This is a genomic window from Streptomyces sp. NPDC007983, assembly GCF_042958345.1.
Lineage (GTDB): Bacteria > Actinomycetota > Actinomycetes > Streptomycetales > Streptomycetaceae > Streptomyces.
In genome coordinates, this window is sequence record NZ_JBIBJI010000008.1 from 269,864 (window position 1) to 286,355 (window position 16,492).

Consider the following 16,492-nt stretch of genomic DNA (forward strand, 5'->3'; position numbering starts at 1 on the left):
TGACCACCCCCGGGTCAGCCCAGGGCACGGTCGAGATTGAACGCGGCGCTGATGAGCGCGAGATGGGTGAACGCCTGCGGGAAGTTGCCGATCTGCTCACCGGTGCGGCCGATCTCCTCCGCGTACAGCCCGCAGTGGTTGGCGTACGTCAGCATCTTCTCGAACGCGAGCCGCGCCTCGTCCAGCCGTCCGGCCCGGGACAGCGCCTCGACGTACCAGAACGAGCAGATCGAGAAGGTGCCCTCCTCGCCGCGCAGCCCGTCCGGGCTGGCCTGGGGGTCATAGCGGTAGACCAGCGAATCGGACACCAGCTCCTCGCCCAGCGCGTCCAGGGTGGACAGCCACTTGGGGTCGGCGGGGGAGATGAACTTGGCCAGCGGCATCATCAGCACGGAGGCGTCGAGTACGTCGTCGCCCTCGTGCTGCACGAACGCGTGCCGCCGCGGGGACCAGCCGTGCCGCATGATCCTGCGGTAGATCCGGTCGCGGGTCCGCGCCCAGCGGGGCATGTTCGCGGGCAGGCCGCGGTGTGTGGCGATGCGCATCGCCCGCTCGATCGCCACCCAGCACATCAGCCGTGAGTACAGGAAGCACTGCGGTCCGGCGCGGGTCTCCCAGACGCTCATGTCCGGCTGGTCCCAGTGGTCGCAGACCCAGTCGACCAGTTCGCACACGGTGTCCCAGTGGTCGCTGGCCAGTGGCTTCCCCCACTTGTCGTAGAGGTAGAGGGAGTCCACCAGCGCGCCGTAGATGTCCAGTTGGAGCTGGTCGACGGCCCCGTTGCCGGACCGGACCGGGGACGAGCCCAGATGGCCTTCCAGATGAGTGAGTTCCTGCTCGGTGAGTTCGCTGCGGCCGTCGATGCCGTACATGATCTGCAGCGGCCCGCCGGTGCCGTCCCGCAGCCGGATGTCCTCGGACAGGAAGCGCACGAACGCCTCGGCCTCGTCGGTGAACCCGAGCCGCAGCAGCGCGTAGACGCAGAACGCGGCATCGCGGATCCAGACGTACCGGTAGTCCCAGTTGCGCTCCCCGCCGATCTGCTCGGGCAGACTGGCCGTCGGAGCCGCCACGATGGCGCCGGTCGGCGCGTAGGTGAGGAGCTTGAGGGTGAGCGCCGAGCGGTGCACCATCTCCCGCCAGCGGCCGCGGTAGCGGGACTGGGAGAGCCAGCGGCGCCAGTACCGCACCGTGGCGTTGAACAGGTGCTCCGCCTCGGCCAGCGGACAGGACCGTGGCCGCACCGCGCCGCCGATCCGGTCGAGCGCGAACACCGCGGCCTCGCCCTCGGCCAGCTTGAACGAGGACACCGCGTCGACGCCGTCGGTCTCCACCGTGACGCTGGAGGTCAGCGCGAGGGACAGGTCCGGGGAGTCGAACACCGTGAGGTGGCCCTGCCGGTCGCTCACCGTGTGCGTCTGCCGCCCGTAGTCGAAGCGGGGCGCCACCCGCGCGGTGAAGGGCAGCGAACCGCGCACGCACAGCACCCGGCGGATCAGCCGGTGCCGGTCGGCCTCGCGGGAGTCGTCCTCGACCGGCATGAAGTCCTGGACCTCGGCGACCCCGTCGTCGGCGAAGAAGCGGGTGATGAGGATGTTGGTGTCGGGGAAGTAGAACTGCTTCGTCCGGGCGGGGGCGTCCGGGGCCAGCTCGAACGCGCCGCCGCGGTCGGCGTCCAGGATCGAGGCGAAGACGCTGGGCGCGTCGAACCGGGTGGGGCAGTACCAGTCGATCGTGCCGTTCGTGCCGACGAGCGCGGCGGTCCGCAGATCGCCGATCAGGCCGTGCTCAGCGATGGGCAGATAGCGGGGTGTATCCGCCCTGCAGGGACGAAGGCTCCGGGCGACGGTCATCGCAACCTCCCGCGCTCACGGGTCGCGGTACCTCGGATTTCAGGATACGTCCGTACGCTCTACGAAGCGTCCGTGGCGATGGCCCGGAGCATCGGCACCCGCGCGGCCTGGCGCCCCGGCCACAGGGAGGCGAGCACACCGATCACGGCGGCCGCGACGAAGAAGAGGGCCACCCTGCCCCACGGGATGACCAGGGGGACGCCCTCGCCGGCGACGGCCGCCGCGCCGAAGACACCGCCGACGGCGACGCCGAGCGCGGAGCCGAGGAGGGAGATGGTCACCGACTCGATGCGCAGGACGGAGGCGACGCCCCGGCGGTCCAGGCCGATGGCGCGCAGCATGCCGATCTCCCGGACCCGTTCGAAGACGGCCATGCCCATGGTGTTCACCACTCCGAGGGCGCCGATCAGCACGGTGACGCTGAGCATGGCGTACATGATGTTGAGGAACGGGGCCGTCTGCGCGGTGACCGCCGCCCGGGCGTCGGCGCGGTGCTGCACCAGCAGCGCGGGGTTGTCCAGGGCGCGCCGGATCTCCCGCTGGAGCGCGTCCGTACGGCCGGGGGCGGCCTTGACCAGCACCGATTCGATGGACGGCCGGTTCTCGGCGCCGGCCGGGCGGGGCAGGGACCGGTCGGCGACGAGGGCGGGCGCCAGGCCGTCCGGACCGTCGTAGACCGCGACGACGGGCAGGGTGGTCCGCTTGCGCGTGCCGGTGAAGGCGCCGCTGACGCGGGAGCCGATCCGCCAGCCGCGGTCGGCGGCCAGCTCCTCGGTGACGGCGATGCCCTGGCCGAGGCGGGCCAGCGAGCCCTTCCGCACGGTGATCGGCGCCAGCCGTTCCACCGTCGCGGGGTTGACGGCGGTGACCTGGAGGGAGTCGTGGCCGGACAGGTCGAAGTAGGTGGGTACGAGGGCGGTGACGGCCTCCGCGTCGGCGAGCCGTGCCACCCGCGCGGCGGTGTCGTCGCCGACCTCCGCGAAGTCGACGGCCGTGACGCGCAGGTCCGAGGTCATGGAGCGGTCGACCTCCCGCTCGTCCATGCGGTTCACCGAGGCCACGGCCACCGTGACGGCGGTGACCATCGCGAGCCCGACCATGAGGGTGGTCGCGGTGGCCGCCGTACGCCGCGGGTTGCGGCGGGCGTTCTCCACGGCCAGCTTGCCGCGGACGCCCGCCAGCCGGGTCAGCGGGGAGCGCAGCAGCGCGGTGACGCCCAGGGCGAGCAGCGGGGTGAGGGCGATCAGGCCGATGAGGAGGACGGGTACGGCGCCGAAGAGCACGTCCGTGTCGTCGAGGGCGGCGCCCAGCAGCAGCGCGCCGCACACCGTGACGGCCACGCCGACGATGGTGCGGCGGCGCAGCGAGGCGGCCGTCGAGGGCTCGACGGTGCGCAGCGCCGCCACCGGCGGCACCCCCGCCGCGCGGCGGGCCGGAAGCCAGGCCGACAGGACGGTGACGCCGATGCCGACCGCGAACGCCGCGACCAGAGGAGTGGCGGACAGCAGCCGCAGCGGGGCGGCCGGTCCTCCGGTGACGCCGAACAGGCCGCGCAGCAGCGTCGCGACGCCGATGCCCAGCGCGTATCCGGCGATCGAGGCGGCCGTTCCGACCAGGGCGGCCTCCGTCAGCACCATGCGCATCACATGGCCCCGGGTGGCGCCGACGGCCCGCAGCAGCGCGTGTTCCCGGGCGCGGGCGGCACTGAGCATCGTGAAGGTGTTGGCGACCAGGAAGGTGGACACGAACAGGGCGACACCGGCGAAGCTCAGCAGCAGCTGCGTGAGCTTGCCGCCGTCCCCGGGAGAGCCGTCCGCGGACTCCAGCTCCGCCCGGGTGGCCGCCTCGACCCCGGACGGCAGCAACGTGCGTGCCTGCCGGGCGAGTTGGGTGTCCGAGGTGCCCTGCGCCGCGCGCAGGGTGATCGCGGAGTAGCTGCCCGGGGCGGGGGCGAAATGCCGCTCGGCGGTGGCGGTGTCGAAGGCGGTGAGCGTGCCGCCGGCCTCCAGCCGGCTGTCATGGGCGGTGAAGACCCCGACCAGCCGGGCGCTTCGGGCCGTGCCGCCCACCACGACGCGCGCCCGGTCGCCCACCCGGTACCCGGCCCGCTCGGCGGTCCGCCGGTCCAGGGCGATCTCCCCGGCGGTACGGGGGCCACGGCCCGCGGTGAGCGGATAGCGGGCGTCCTCGCCACGGCTGTCGGGGACGTAGTTGACGCCCGCGGCCCGGGACAGGTCGCCCACCAGGCCGCTGTCGGTGCCCGCGACGAAGGAGCGGCCCTCCACCACGCCGCGGACCGCGGCCGCCGAGGGCAGCTTCCGCAGCTTGTGCAGCAGGGTGTCGTCGACCCGGGAGGCGTGGTCGGGGGAGTCCGGTTCGACCGTCACCGACACATCGGGTTGGGAGTTGGTCTGCGCCCGGGCGAAGGCCGCCTCCACCGAGTCGCCGTAGAGCAGCGAACCGGTCACGAACGCCACCCCGAGCAGGACGGCGAGGGCGGGCATCGCGAAGCGGAGCCGGTGGGAGCGGAGGGTGCGCAGTGCGGTGCGGAGCATCGGCGGCCTTCGAGGAGAGCGTGGTGTCCAGTGGTGCGAGCGGGTCCGATCCTTCCGAGGGGACACGGGCCGCCGGATCCACCGGATGACCGAGCCGGGCCGCGCCTCTCCCTCGGCCGAAAGGCTGATGTGGCGCGGGAGGCGCGGCCGTAACGTGACGTGCCATGATCACCGAGTTCCGGGCCCTTTCCCGTCTCCGGCAAGTCCAGCTGTGCCTGGTCGGTGCCGTGTCGGTCGCCCTCATGGCCCTGGAGGGGCTGAACGCCCCCTATCTCGCGGTGGCGTTGGCGGCGACGATGTCCGGGACGCTGTGCCTGGCCGCCCTGGGGGTGCCGCAGCGCCTCATGGTCCGGTGCACCGTGCTCGCCACGGTCGTCTCGGGCGCGCTGACCCTGGTGGAAGCCGGGATGTCCCGGCGGCCCGAGAACACCCCGGGGCTGATCGAGCTGTGCGTCCTGCTGTGGCTCGTCACCCGCGTCGTGCGGCGCTGTTCCCCGCTGATGGCCATTCTGCTTCCCGCGGCCCCGGCCCTCGCCGCCGTCGTTCTTCCGCTGCGGATCGCCGAACGGGGCGAGAACATCAACGGCGTGATCGTCCTCATCGCGGCCGGTCTCGTGCCGTTCATGGCGGTGCTGGGGCTGTGCCTGCGCCTGTACGACGCGCTCCGGGCCCGGCGGCGCGAGGCCATCCTCCAGGCCCAACGACTCGAACACGCACGGGAGTTGCACGACTTCGTGGCGCACCACGTCACCGCGATCGTCGCCCAGACCAAGGCCGCGCGCTTCACCGCGGCGGCCGGTCACACCCAGTCCCCGGAGGCCCTGGACCAGATGCTCGCCCACATCGAACGGGCCGGATCGCAGGCGCTCGGGTCGATGCGCGCCATGGTCTCCAGCCTGCGGGACCCCTCCGCACCCGCCGCCACCAGCCCCGCCGGCGGCCTGGCCGGACTGCGCGACCTCACCCGGGAGTTCTCCTCGGTGGGCCCCTCCGCCGAACTGACCCTCGACGCGCGGCTCGCCGACCGTCCGCTGCCGCCCGAGATCACCACCGCGGTCCACCGCGTGGTGCAGGAGTCCCTGACCAACGTTCGCAAACACGCCGCCGGGGCGGGCCGCGTCCGGGTGCGGGTCACGCTGCGCCCCGGCATGCCGGAGGAGTTGGAGGTGTCGGTGGCCGACGACGGCCGCGGTGGCGCACCGGCCGCCCGCGCGGAGGCGGTCGGCGCGGGGACGGGCGGCACGTGGAACGGGGGCGGCTACGGACTGGTCGGCCTGACCGAGCGGATCGAGCGGGCCGGTGGCCGTCTCACCGCGGGACCGGGAGACGGCGGCGGCTGGCACGTCCTGGCCGTGCTGCCGCTGGACGCCCCCTGAGCCCTGCACGGTTGACGGCCGGGGCGCCTGCGATCATGTCCGGTATGACGATCCGGGTGCTCCTCGCCGACGACCAGGAGATGGTCCGCGCCGCGTTCTGTATGATCATCGACTCCCAGCCGGACATGCGGGTGGTCGCCCAGGCGGCGGACGGCGCCGAGGCGGTCGAGCAGGCCCGTGACCTGCGCCCGGACGTCTGCCTGCTGGACATCCGCATGCCCCGGCTGGACGGTCTGGAGGCCACCCGGCTGCTCGCCGGACCCGGCGTCCCCGACCCGCTGAACATCCTCATCGCCACCACCTTCGACCTCGACGAATACGTCTACCGCGCGCTGCGCAACGGCGCGTGCGGCTTTCTCCTCAAGGACGGCGCCCCCGGGCTGCTCACCGAGGCGGTGCGGGCCGCGGCGGCGGGCAACTCGCTGATCTCCCCTTCGGTGACCGTCCGTCTCCTCGCGCAGATGGCCCCCCACCGCCGGGGCCCCGCCCCCTCCGAGACCCGGCCTGACCGCACCCCAGGGGGCGGGCCGGACGCGCTGAACGAGCTGCTGACCCAGCGCGAACTGGACGTCGTACGCCGGGTGGCCCGTGGCCGCACCAACGAGGAAGTGGCCGCCGACCTCTACGTCACCCTCTCGACCGTCAAGACCCACCTCGGCAATGTGCAGCGCAAGCTCGCCGCCCGCAACCGTGTCGAAATCGCGGCCTGGGCCTGGGAGAACGGGATCTGCCAGGGCGACCCGGACTAGTGGGCCCGTCAGGTGCGGGCGAGCGCCTGCGCGGGCGGGACGCGCAGCGCCTGACGGGTGGGCAGCTCGATGGTGAGGAACGCGATGCCCGCCACCACGACCGCGACGACCGGCGCCGGCCACGCCGGACCCGCGGGCCACGGGCGGTGCAGGAAACCGGCGGACAGCAGCACCAGGGGGACGACGGACAGCGCCAGCCCGGTGATGAGCGCCAGACCGGAGATCAGCGCCGCCTCGCGCCGCATCATGGCCCGGATCTGATGCGGCGTGGCGCCGATCAGCCGGAGCGCGGCGAGTTCGGTGCGCCGCTGGGTGGTGGTGGCGATCAGCTTGTTGGCGATCCCCAGCAGCAGATAGCCGAGCAGCACGGCGAGCACCGCGATGTTGATCCACAGCTCCGGCGCGGTGCCGCCCACGCCTCCGAGTCCCGGCCCGGAACGGTCGTCGTCCAGGGCCAGGCCCGGCCGGGACGCGACCAGCGCGGCCACCTGGTGGCGGGCCTCCTCGGTGCCGTCCGTACGGATCAGAACGCTCTGGTCGAGGCCCGCCGTGGTGTGCCCGGCGGCCAGGTCCCCGGAGAGCACCACGGGACCGAATCCGAGCCCGCGCGCGTACGTGGCCACCACCCGGGCGGTGACCCGGGCGCCGTCGCCGAGCACCAGGTCCACCCGGCTGCCCACGTGTGCGTCGCGTGACCCGGCGACATCGGTGGAGACGGCGACGGTGGCGCCGGTGAGCCCCGCCAGGCTGCCGTCGCGCACGTCCAGGTCGAGGACGCCCGAGGCCTCCGGGGTCAGCACCAGCGCGGAACTGCTCTCGACCTCGGGTTCCCCCAGCAGCCGGTACGTCCACACGGCGGTGGTCGAGGTGACCGGGGCCGCCGCCCGTACGCCGGGAGTGTCCCGCAGCGCGGGGAGTACATCGGCGGGCACGCCCCCGAGCGCGGGTGCGCTCACCCCGAGTTGCGCCCGGGTGGCGTCGCGGAGGTCACCGGAGGTGGCCGCCCTCACCGTGGTCTGGGTCAGGGTGTAGGTGAGCGTGAACACCACGGCCATCGCGAGGGTGCTGATGGCCGCCGCGGAGCGCAGCGCGTATCCATGGCTGTTGGCCACGGCCAGCCAGGTCGGCGCCGAGGCCCTCGCCGAAAGCTTCCGCGCCAGCAGCCGGCCCACGCCGCCGACCAGGGCGGGACCGGCCAGGGCGAGCCCGATCGCCGCGAGGAGGCCGGCCATGGCGGTGGCCGCCGCCCCGGCCTGCGAACGGACCAGCAGGGGAGTGACCGACGCCCCGGTGCCGGCGACGATCAGCGCCAGACCGGCGTGGGCACGCGCCTTCGAGGGGGTGCGGGGTTCGCTGCGCGACTCGGCGACGGCCTCGGTGGCCGGCCGGCGCGAGGTACGCCACGCGGCGCCCCGGGCCGCCACCCATACGACGGCGACCAGCAGCAGCACGGCCGCGATCGCCGGAAGCGGGCTGAAGGTAAGCGGCAGCACGTCCGGGAGCATCCCGTTGGAGACCAGCAGTCGCCGGAACCGCTCGGCCAGCGGATAGCCGAGGGCGGCACCGGGCACGGCCGCGGTGACCGCGATGATGGCGGCCTGGGCCCCGGCGAGGCGGCGGATCTGCTTCGGTGTCGCGCCGACGGCGCGCATCAGGGCGAGTTCCCGGCGCTGGGCCGCGATCGACACCGACAGCGCGCCGCCCACGATGAACCCGACGACCAGCAGGGTGATCCCGGCCAGCGACCCCGCGAGGGTGGGCAGCAGGGAGCGGGCGGCGGCCGTGCCGGGCGCCTCGGCGTCACCGCGGTCCGCCCCGGTGGACACGGTCAGCTCACTGCCCCGCAGCGCGCGGCGGACCTCGGTGGCGACCGAGTCACCGGCGCCCGGTTCGGCACGTACCGCGATCAGATCGACGGAGCCGGAGCCGGATCGCGAGTCGGAGCCCGAGTCGGAGCCCGAGTCGGAGCCCGAGCCGTGGCCGGTCAGCCGCGCCGCCGTGGCGTCGGCGAACCACAGACCGCTTGCCGAGGCGTCCACCACGGCCGAGACCCGGTAGCGGGCCGGGCGCCCGACGGCGGCCACCGTGACGCGGTCGCCGGGCGCGACGTCCGCGGCCTCGGCGGTGCGGCGGTCCAGGGCCACGTCGTGCGGACCGGCCGGGGGCGTACCGCTGATACGGGGGCGCCCCAGCAGGGCGGTCGAGGACCATCCGTGTCCGGTGGCCCCCGGATCGTCCGCCGGTACGGCCTCGCCGCCCCGGGTGACGACCGCGGCGGGGAAGCTCCGGTCGCCCACCGCCCCGGCCACGCCGGGCAGCTTCGCCACCCGGCCGACGAGACCGCCCGGCACCCTGGCCCGTTCCGGCAGCGCGATCGGCAGATCGCCCTCCGGGTGGAAGGTCTGGCGGCCGGACACGACGACATCGGCAGCGGCCAGCCGGTCGACCGGCGCGTGCGAACGCCACCCCGACTCGGCCAGCACACCGATACCGGTGACCATCGCCGCGCCGCCCAGTGTCGCGCACGTGACGGCCAGCAGCGCGGCGATCCTGCGGCGCATCATGTGCCACGCGAGGTACAGCATCGTCACTCCGTTTCCAGCGTGGTCACGCATTGGGCCAACTCGGCGGCGGTGGGCGCCTTCAGCGTCTCCACGACCCGCCCGTCGGCCATGACCATCGCGAGGTCCGCCCGCGCGGCGGCGGCCGGGTCGTGGGTGACCATCACCACCGTCTGGCCGAGGCCGTCCACCAGATCGCGCAGCAGCCCCAGCACCTCACGGGCGGTCCGCAGATCCAGTGCGCCCGTCGGCTCGTCGGCGAACACCACCGCGGGCCGGGACACCAGCGCCCGTGCGATCGCGGCGCGTTGCTGCTGCCCGCCGGACAGCTCGGCCGGGCGGTGTGCGAGCCGCCCCGCCATCCCGACCCGCTCGATCAGTCCGCTCACCCACGCCCGGTCGGGTTTCTCACCGGCCAGCCGCAGCGGCAGCAGAATGTTGTCCTCGACGGTGAGCGACGGCACCAGGTTGTAGGACTGGAAGACGAAGCCCACGGAGCGCCGGCGCAGCTCGGTGCGGCGGGCCTCGTCCAGCCCGCCGATCTCCGTACCGTCGATGAAGGCGCGTCCGCCGGTCGGCGAGTCCAGACCGGCGGCGCAGTGCATCAGGGTGCTCTTGCCGGAGCCGGACGGCCCCATCACGGCGAGGAACGTGCCGCGCTCCACGGCCAGCGACACCTCGTCCAGGGCGCGGACGCCGCCGGGATACGTCTTGCTGACACCGTCCAGCTCCACCGCCAGGGTGCGGCGGGCGGTCAGGGTCTGGTGGTCCTGGGGGCGGAAGAGCCTCATGACCGCCGCTGCCTGCGGTGGTGGACGACGAGCGCGATGCCGCACGCCAGGGTGGCCAGGCCGAAGCCGATGCCGACGAACACGTTCAGGCCCCCGACGGACGACGTCACCATGTTGGCGACGGCGAACACCACCAGCAGCAGCCACAGCACGGGACGGACCAACCCGGTCCCGTCGCCGTCGCCGGACCGCTCGGGCCGCGGTGCCTGCGGGGCCGCGAAACCGCGGTAGGGATCATCCGTCACGTAAAGCTCCTCGTATGTCGGTGGGTTGGGTGCACACCGACGCTACGAAGCGGCGCCGCCACCGGCGATCCGGCCAGCGGGAGACCCGGGGTACAGCAGGCTGTACCCCGCTCCGGGGCGAGGTGACGGCGTCTCACGCGGTGCCCTATTGTCGCGGTCCAGGAGGTGGGGATGGACACGCGCGACGCCACTTCGGCGCCCCCGGGACCCACCCGGCCATGGGACGTGTTCGCCCGCGCCCGGACCGCCCTGGACGCCTTCGAACACCTCGTCGGCGGGCTCGGCACGGCGATCCTGGCCCTGGTCATGCTGGTGTGGCTGATCGCCACCGCGCTCGCGTGCCTCGTCGGGGTGGGGCTGCTGCTGGTGCCCACCGCCCTGCGCGGGGTGCGGGCCGTCGCCGACCGGGAGCGCGCCCGGCTGTCCCGCTGGGGCCCGGAGATCATCGGCCCGGACCCGGCGCCCCTCCGGCTGCGGGCCGCCGTCGCGGATCCCGCCACCCGGCGGGAGCTGCGCTGGGTGGTCTGCCACGCCACCCTCGGGTTGTTCCTCGCGCTGACCGGTCTGACGCTGCCGCTCAGCGCGGCGACCGACGCCGCGTTCCCGGTGTGGTGGCGGCTGGTGCCACCGGAGGCGGCCACCCCGTCCCCCCTGCCGCTGTGGACCGTGGCGGACTGGCCCGGCGCCTTCGGGGTCTGCCTGCTGGGTCTGGGCTGGATGGCCGTCGCCGTGGGCGTGGCACCGAGCCTGGCGTGGCTCCAGGCATGGCCCGGGCGGAGGCTGCTCACCCCCGCCTCGGGTACCGACCTCGCCCTGCGCGTCGCCCAGCTCACCGCGACCCGGGCCGCCGCGCTGGACGCCCACGCCACCGAGCTGCGGCGGATCGAGCGGTCGCTGCACGACGGGACGCAGAACCGCATGGTCGCCGTCACCGTCCTGCTCGGCGCGGCCCGCCGCGCCGTGGCCCGCGACCCGTCGCGCGCCGACGCCATCCTCGAACAGGCCCAGAGCGCCGCCGAGCAGGCGCTCGCCGAACTCCGCGGCGTCGTCCGCGGCATCCTGCCGCCCGTGCTGGCCGACCGGAGCCTGACCGACGCGCTCACCGGCCTGGCCGCCGACTCCCCGGTGCCCTGCCGGATCGACGCCGGCGTACCCGGCCGGTGTGCCGCGTCCGTCGAGGCCACCGCCTATTTCGTGGTGGCCGAGGCGCTGACCAACGTGGCCCGGCACAGCCACGCCCGGAACGTCACCGTCACCGTCCGCCGCCACGACGGCCGACTGCGTCTGCGCGTCACCGACGACGGCCGCGGGGGAGCGGACGAACACGGCGGATCCGGGCTCGTCGGCATCCGCCGCCGCGTCGGAGCACACGACGGGACACTCGCCCTGACCAGCCCACCCGGTGGGCCCACCACCCTGGAGGTAAGCCTGCCATGCGGATTGTGATCGCCGAGGACGATCCGCTGCTGCGCGAAGGGCTCGCGCTGCTGCTGCGCGCCGAATCGCTCGACGTCGTGGCCACCACCGGCACCCCCGGCGACTTCCTGGACGCCGTCGCGGCCCACACACCGGACGTCGCCATCGTCGACGTCCGGATGCCCCCGACCCACACCGACGAGGGGATCGCAGCGGCCGTGGAGGCCCGGCGCCGCCGCCCGGACCTGGCCGTCCTCGTGCTGTCCGCCTACGTCGAGCAGGCCTTCGCCACCGACCTGCTCGCCGACGGCAGCGCCCGGCTCGGCTATCTGCTCAAGGAACGGGTCGGCCGGGTCGAGGAATTCCTGACCGCGCTGCACCGGGTGGCCGACGGCGGCACCGCCATCGACCCCGAGGTCGTCGCGCAGCTCTTCGCCCGCACCCGGCCCGACACCCGGCTGGACCGGCTCAGCCCGCGCGAACGCGACGTCCTGGCGCTGATGGCCGAAGGGCTCGGCAACACCGCCATCGCCGAGCGGCTCGTCGTCACCGAGGGCGCCGTCCACAAGCACATCCGCAGCATCTTCGCCAAGCTCCAACTGGCCCCCACCGACCGCACCGACCGGCGCGTGGCCGCCGTGCTGCACTACCTGGAGGACGCCCACCGCCGGGCCTGACCGGCACCCCGGGGCCTGAACGGCGCGTTTGTGGGCAGCGTTCCCCCGCACGGATCGTCGACAGATCGGAAGGCTCGTATGAGTGGCACGCAGCGGTCGCGGCAGTGGTACGAGGGCGAGTCCCGCGACGCGTTCATCCACCGCGCCTGGATGCGGCGCGGCCTCCCCGACCACGCCTTCGACGGACGCCCACAGATCGTCATCTGCAATACCTGGTCCGAACTCACGCCCTGCAACAGCCACTTCCGGGAGATCGCCGACCATGTGAAACGGGGGGTGTGGGAGTCCGGCGGGGTGCCGCTGGAGCTTCCGGTGCCGTCGCTGGGGGAGACCCTGCTGCGCCCGACCGCGATGTTCTTCCGCGACCTGGCCGCGATGGTGACCGAGGAACTCATCCGGGCCAACCCCGTCGACGGTGTGATCCTGCTCGGCGGCTGCGACAAGACCGTACCGTCGCTGCTCCTGGGCGCCGCGTCGGTCGACCTGCCCACCCTGATGGTCACCGGCGGCCCCATGCTGAACGGCTCGTGGCAGGGGCGCCCGCTGGGCTGCGGTACCGGGGTGTGGGAGCTGAGCGAGGAGGTGCGGGCGGGCCGGATGGAGCGCTCCGAGCTGCGCCGGGCCGAGTCGGCGATGATCCGCAGCCGGGGACACTGCAACACCATGGGCACGGCGTCCACCATGGCCTGTGCCGCCGAGGCGCTGGGCATGACCCTGCCCGGCAACGCGGGACTCCCCGCCCCCGACAGCCGGCTGCTGGAGCTGTCCCACGCGGCGGGCAACCGCATCGTCGACATGGTCCGCGAGGACCTGCGGCCCAGCGCGGTCCTGACCGCGGAGGCGCTGCGCAACGCGGTGCGCGCGGTGGCCGCCATCGGCGGCTCCACCAACGCGGTCGTCCACCTGCTGGCCCTCGCCCGCCGGGTCGGGGCGGACTTCGGCCTGGACGACATCGACCGCGCGGGCCGCGGCATCCCCCTGCTCGCCGATGTGCAGCCCGCAGGCTCCCACCTCATGGAGGACTTCCACCGCGCCGGTGGCCTGGACGCCGTCCTCGGCCAGATCAGGGACCACCTGGAACCGGCCGTCACCATCACCGGCGGCCCCCTCACCGAGCAGCTGTCCGGTCTGCCCAGCGCCGACCTCACCGTCATCCGCACCGCTGAGGAGCCGATCGCCCACCACGCCGGGCTCGCCGTGCTCCGCGGCAACCTCTGCCCCGACGGAGCCGTCATCAAGCCGGCCGCCGCGACCCCGGAGCTGCTGCGCCACCGGGGCCGCGCCGTGGTGTTCGACGGGATCGAGGACTTCCGTACCCGCATCGACGACCCGGACCTGGAGGTCGACGCGTCCGATGTGCTGGTCCTGCGCGGCTGCGGACCGCGCGGCTACCCCGGCATGCCCGAGGTGGGCAACATGCCACTGCCGCCCGCGGTGCTGCGCGCCGGAGTGCGGGACATGGTGCGGATCAGCGACGCCCGCATGAGCGGAACCGCCTTCGGCACCGTCGTCCTGCACATCGCGCCCGAATCGGCGGCGGGCGGCCCGCTGGGCCTGGTGCGGACCGGCGACTGGGTCGAACTGGACGTCGAGCGGCGGCTCTTGCGGCTGGACGTACCGGACGAGGAACTCGCCGCACGGCAGCCCGTGACCGCCGCCGCGCCACCGGCCACCGGCGGATGGGAGCAGATCTACCGCGACCACGTCGAACAGGCCGACCGCGGCGCCGGACTGGACTTCCTCGCGGGCACCCGCGGATCCTTCGTGGCCAGGGAATCGCACTGACGGGCCCGCACACAGCGGAATCACAGGAAGGGCCCAGGCCCGGGAAAGGTTCGCCCCCTACCCTCCGGGCATGCCCACGACGCGTTCCATGGACGAGGCACTGGCGCGGACCGCCGTACGAGCCCTGATCTCCCAGGCGGAGCTGACCCCCAAACCGGGCCTCGCGGACACCCGCGACCTCCAGGCCCGCGCCACCGGCACCGATCTGCTCGCGCTGCGCTGGTCGGCCAAGGCGCTGGCCCCCGGGTTCACGGCCATGGCCGCCGCCGCCCGCCGCCCCGGCGAGCCGACCCGGGCGCTCCGCGAGGAGCTGGGCGCCATCGGCCGCTGCGCCGAGTGGACCATGGCGCGGGCCGGCGGCGGCCCGGCCACCGGCCGTCCGCACCACGGGGCGCTGTGGGTGCTGGGGCTGCTGGTCGCGGCCGCCGCCCTGCAGCCCGGCGCAGCCCCCCGGGAGCTGACCGCCACCGCCCGGCAGCTCGCGACCCACGCCGACCGTGGCGCCCCGCGCAGGCCCTCGGCGGGGTCGCAGGTCTCCGCCACCTACGGGGCGGCGGGCGCGCGCGGCGAGGCGCGGGCCGCCTTCCCGCACGTACGCCGCGCCCTGGACGCCCTGTCGGCGGCGCGCGCAGCGGGCGCCACCGAGACCCAGGCCCGCCTCGACGCGCTGCTCACCGTGATGAGCACCCTCCAGGACACCGGCCCGCTGTACCAGGCGGGGCCGCCCGCCCTCCGGAGGGTGCAGGACGGGGCGCGCGGTGTGCTGGAGGCGGGCGGCACCGCGACGGCCCCGGGCGCCGCCGCCCTCGCCGCCTTCGACGCCGAGCTGCGCGAGACGGGCGTCGCGCCCCGGGGAAGCGCCGCGCTGCTGGCCGGGGCGCTGTTCTTCGACACGCTCCCGGCCGCGGCCCGGCCCCTGGATCGCCCCCGGGGCCGGGACCACGGGGCGAGGGGTTAGCCTTAAGGGCGCTCCACCGGACACGGGGTGCCCCCACGCGGGGGCTGAGATCACACCCGTCGAACCTGAACCAGTTAATACTGGCGGAGGGATGTCATCGATGCCACGGCCGCATGCTGCCACCGATCCGGCGTTCACCGGCGCGGAATCCGTCTTCGACGGGCGGATGCCCACCGCGCCCGGGGATCTGCGCGTCGAGGCGCGCGGGATCGCGCCGGTGCCGGAAAGCCACCGCTACGGCGGGCCGGGGCGCCTGTTCACCGTGTGGTTCGCCCCGAACCTGACCATGACCGGCGTGTTCACCGGCACCGTCGGCATCTCTCTCGGCCTGGACTTCGCCACCGCGCTGGCCGCCGTCGTCCTGGGCACCCTCATCGGCGCCGTACCCACCGCGTATCTGGGCACGTGGGGCAGCCGGACCGGGGCCGGGCAGCTGCCCCTGGCGCGGTTGGCGTTCGGCCGGGGCGTGGCGGTGCCCGGCGTCCTGCAGTGGCTGTCCTCGGTCGCCTGGGACGCGCTCATCGGCCTGTTCGGCGGTGACGCGCTGGCCCGGCTGTGCGGGCTGCCGTTCTGGCTGGGGGTGCTGCTCATGATGGCCGCCCAGGGGGCGCTCGGGGTGCTGGGCTACGAGGCCATCCACCGGATGCAGAAGCTGATGACCTTCGTCCTCGCCGCCGCCTTCGCCACCCTGGCCATCCGGCTGCTCGACGGCGTCCACCCCGCCGCCACCGGGTCGGCCCACGGCGCCGACCGCGTCGGCGCGTTCGTCCTGACCAGCACGATCGCCCTGAGCCTGGCGCTGTCGTGGGCGCCGTACGCCAGCGACTTCAGCCGCTATCTGCCTCGCGCCACCTCCCTGCCCCGCATGTTCTGGTGCACCCTGCTCGGCGTCACCGTGTCCTTCGTGGCCGTGCAGGCGCTCGGGCTGTGGGGGGCCTCCGTCTTCACCGACCAGACCGCCCGCGGCGTCGACGCGGCCCTGGGCGGAGGGGCGCTCGGCGCGTTCGGACTGCTGGCCGTGGCGCTCGCCGCGCTGTGCAGCAACGCCATGAACGACTACAGCGGCTCCCTGGCCCTGCAGACCGCCGGTGTCCGCATCCCCCGGCCGCTGGCCGCGGCCCTCGCCGCCGCGCTCGGCTTCCCTCTGGTGCTGTGGATGCACGCCGCCGACACCACCGCCCGCTTCCAGAACGTGCTGCTGTTCGTCGGCTACTGGATCCCCGGCTTCGTCGCCGTCGTGGCCGTCGACTGGTTCGCCCGCGCCCGGGCCCGGGGCGGTGCGCCGGTCGACCTGGCCGCCGAGAGCGCCCGCCCGCAGCCGTGGTGGCCCGCGCTCCTGGCGTTCGGCGCCGCCTTCGCCGCCGCGGTGCCGTTCATGGACACCAGCCTGTACACGGGCCCGGTGGCCGCCGCGCTGCACGGCGCCGACCTCGCCTACTACGCCGCCTTCCTCGTGGCGCTCATCGTCTACGTCCCGCTCAGGGCCCGGCGCGGCGCGGCTCGGTGAGGCACGGCCGCTCGCGGCC

The 16,492-nt window shown here is 74.4% G+C and carries 12 protein-coding genes and 1 riboswitch; of the genes, 7 read left to right on the forward strand and 5 right to left on the reverse strand.

Annotated features, from left to right (window positions below; all coding sequences use genetic code 11):
- Window positions 1–14: 14 nt before the first annotated feature.
- Entirely contained in the window at window positions 15–1,853 is a 1,839-nt protein-coding gene (locus ACFZCY_RS25755; protein WP_391177735.1) for a glycoside hydrolase family 15 protein, read from the reverse strand.
- Window positions 1,854–1,912: 59 nt separating this feature from the next.
- Entirely contained in the window at window positions 1,913–4,408 is a 2,496-nt protein-coding gene (locus ACFZCY_RS25760; protein WP_391177738.1) for an FtsX-like permease family protein, read from the reverse strand.
- Between the two features lie 164 nt (window positions 4,409–4,572).
- Here ACFZCY_RS25760 and ACFZCY_RS25765 point away from each other — a divergent pair, with 164 nt between their 5' ends.
- Together ACFZCY_RS25765 and ACFZCY_RS25770 are read left to right on the forward strand one after the other, a co-directional pair.
- The gene (locus ACFZCY_RS25765; RefSeq protein WP_391177740.1) at window positions 4,573–5,784 is read left to right on the forward strand and encodes an ATP-binding protein; all 1,212 of its coding nucleotides are present in this window, start codon (window positions 4,573–4,575) and stop codon (window positions 5,782–5,784) included.
- A gap of 44 nt (window positions 5,785–5,828) precedes the next feature.
- Window positions 5,829–6,533, forward strand: a complete 705-nt coding sequence (locus ACFZCY_RS25770) for a response regulator (protein WP_391177744.1) — start codon at window positions 5,829–5,831, stop codon at window positions 6,531–6,533.
- Between the two features lie 8 nt (window positions 6,534–6,541).
- Here the strand turns inward: ACFZCY_RS25770 and ACFZCY_RS25775 are convergent, their stop codons facing one another.
- The 3 genes from ACFZCY_RS25775 to ACFZCY_RS25785 are packed head-to-tail and all read right to left on the reverse strand — an operon-like array spanning window position 6,542 to window position 10,130.
- Window positions 6,542–9,118, reverse strand: a complete 2,577-nt coding sequence (locus ACFZCY_RS25775) for an FtsX-like permease family protein (RefSeq protein ID WP_391177747.1) — start codon at window positions 9,116–9,118, stop codon at window positions 6,542–6,544.
- 2 nt (window positions 9,119–9,120) lie between these two features.
- Window positions 9,121–9,885 carry an ATP-binding cassette domain-containing protein gene (locus ACFZCY_RS25780; RefSeq protein ID WP_391177751.1) on the reverse strand — a complete coding sequence of 255 codons (765 nt, stop codon included), beginning with the start codon at window positions 9,883–9,885 and terminating at the stop codon, window positions 9,121–9,123.
- On the reverse strand, window positions 9,882–10,130 hold the full coding sequence (locus ACFZCY_RS25785) for a hypothetical protein (RefSeq protein WP_391177755.1): 249 nt from the start codon (window positions 10,128–10,130) through the stop codon (window positions 9,882–9,884). The genes ACFZCY_RS25780 and ACFZCY_RS25785 overlap by 4 nt, the downstream gene beginning before the upstream one ends.
- A gap of 171 nt (window positions 10,131–10,301) precedes the next feature.
- Here ACFZCY_RS25785 and ACFZCY_RS25790 point away from each other — a divergent pair, with 171 nt between their 5' ends.
- The 5 genes from ACFZCY_RS25790 (at window position 10,302) to ACFZCY_RS25810 (ending at window position 16,473) form a co-directional block, all read left to right on the forward strand.
- Entirely contained in the window at window positions 10,302–11,576 is a 1,275-nt protein-coding gene (locus tag ACFZCY_RS25790) for a sensor domain-containing protein (RefSeq protein ID WP_391177758.1), read from the forward strand.
- Window positions 11,564–12,223 carry a response regulator gene (locus ACFZCY_RS25795; protein ID WP_391177760.1) on the forward strand — a complete coding sequence of 220 codons (660 nt, stop codon included), beginning with the start codon at window positions 11,564–11,566 and terminating at the stop codon, window positions 12,221–12,223. Before ACFZCY_RS25790 ends, ACFZCY_RS25795 begins: the two co-directional genes overlap by 13 nt.
- A 78-nt stretch (window positions 12,224–12,301) precedes the next feature.
- Window positions 12,302–14,008: a dihydroxy-acid dehydratase gene (locus tag ACFZCY_RS25800; RefSeq protein WP_391177763.1), complete on the forward strand. Its 1,707-nt coding sequence runs from the start codon at window positions 12,302–12,304 to the stop codon at window positions 14,006–14,008.
- A gap of 70 nt (window positions 14,009–14,078) precedes the next feature.
- A complete protein-coding gene (locus ACFZCY_RS25805; RefSeq protein ID WP_391177767.1) occupies window positions 14,079–14,966 on the forward strand; it encodes a triphosphoribosyl-dephospho-CoA synthase in 888 nt (295 codons plus the stop codon).
- A gap of 13 nt (window positions 14,967–14,979) precedes the next feature.
- Window positions 14,980–15,075: riboswitch (TPP riboswitch) on the forward strand.
- Window positions 15,058–16,473: a cytosine permease gene (locus tag ACFZCY_RS25810; RefSeq protein ID WP_391177771.1), complete on the forward strand. Its 1,416-nt coding sequence runs from the start codon at window positions 15,058–15,060 to the stop codon at window positions 16,471–16,473. (Overlaps the previous riboswitch by 18 nt.)
- The last annotated feature ends 19 nt before the right edge of the window (window positions 16,474–16,492 follow it).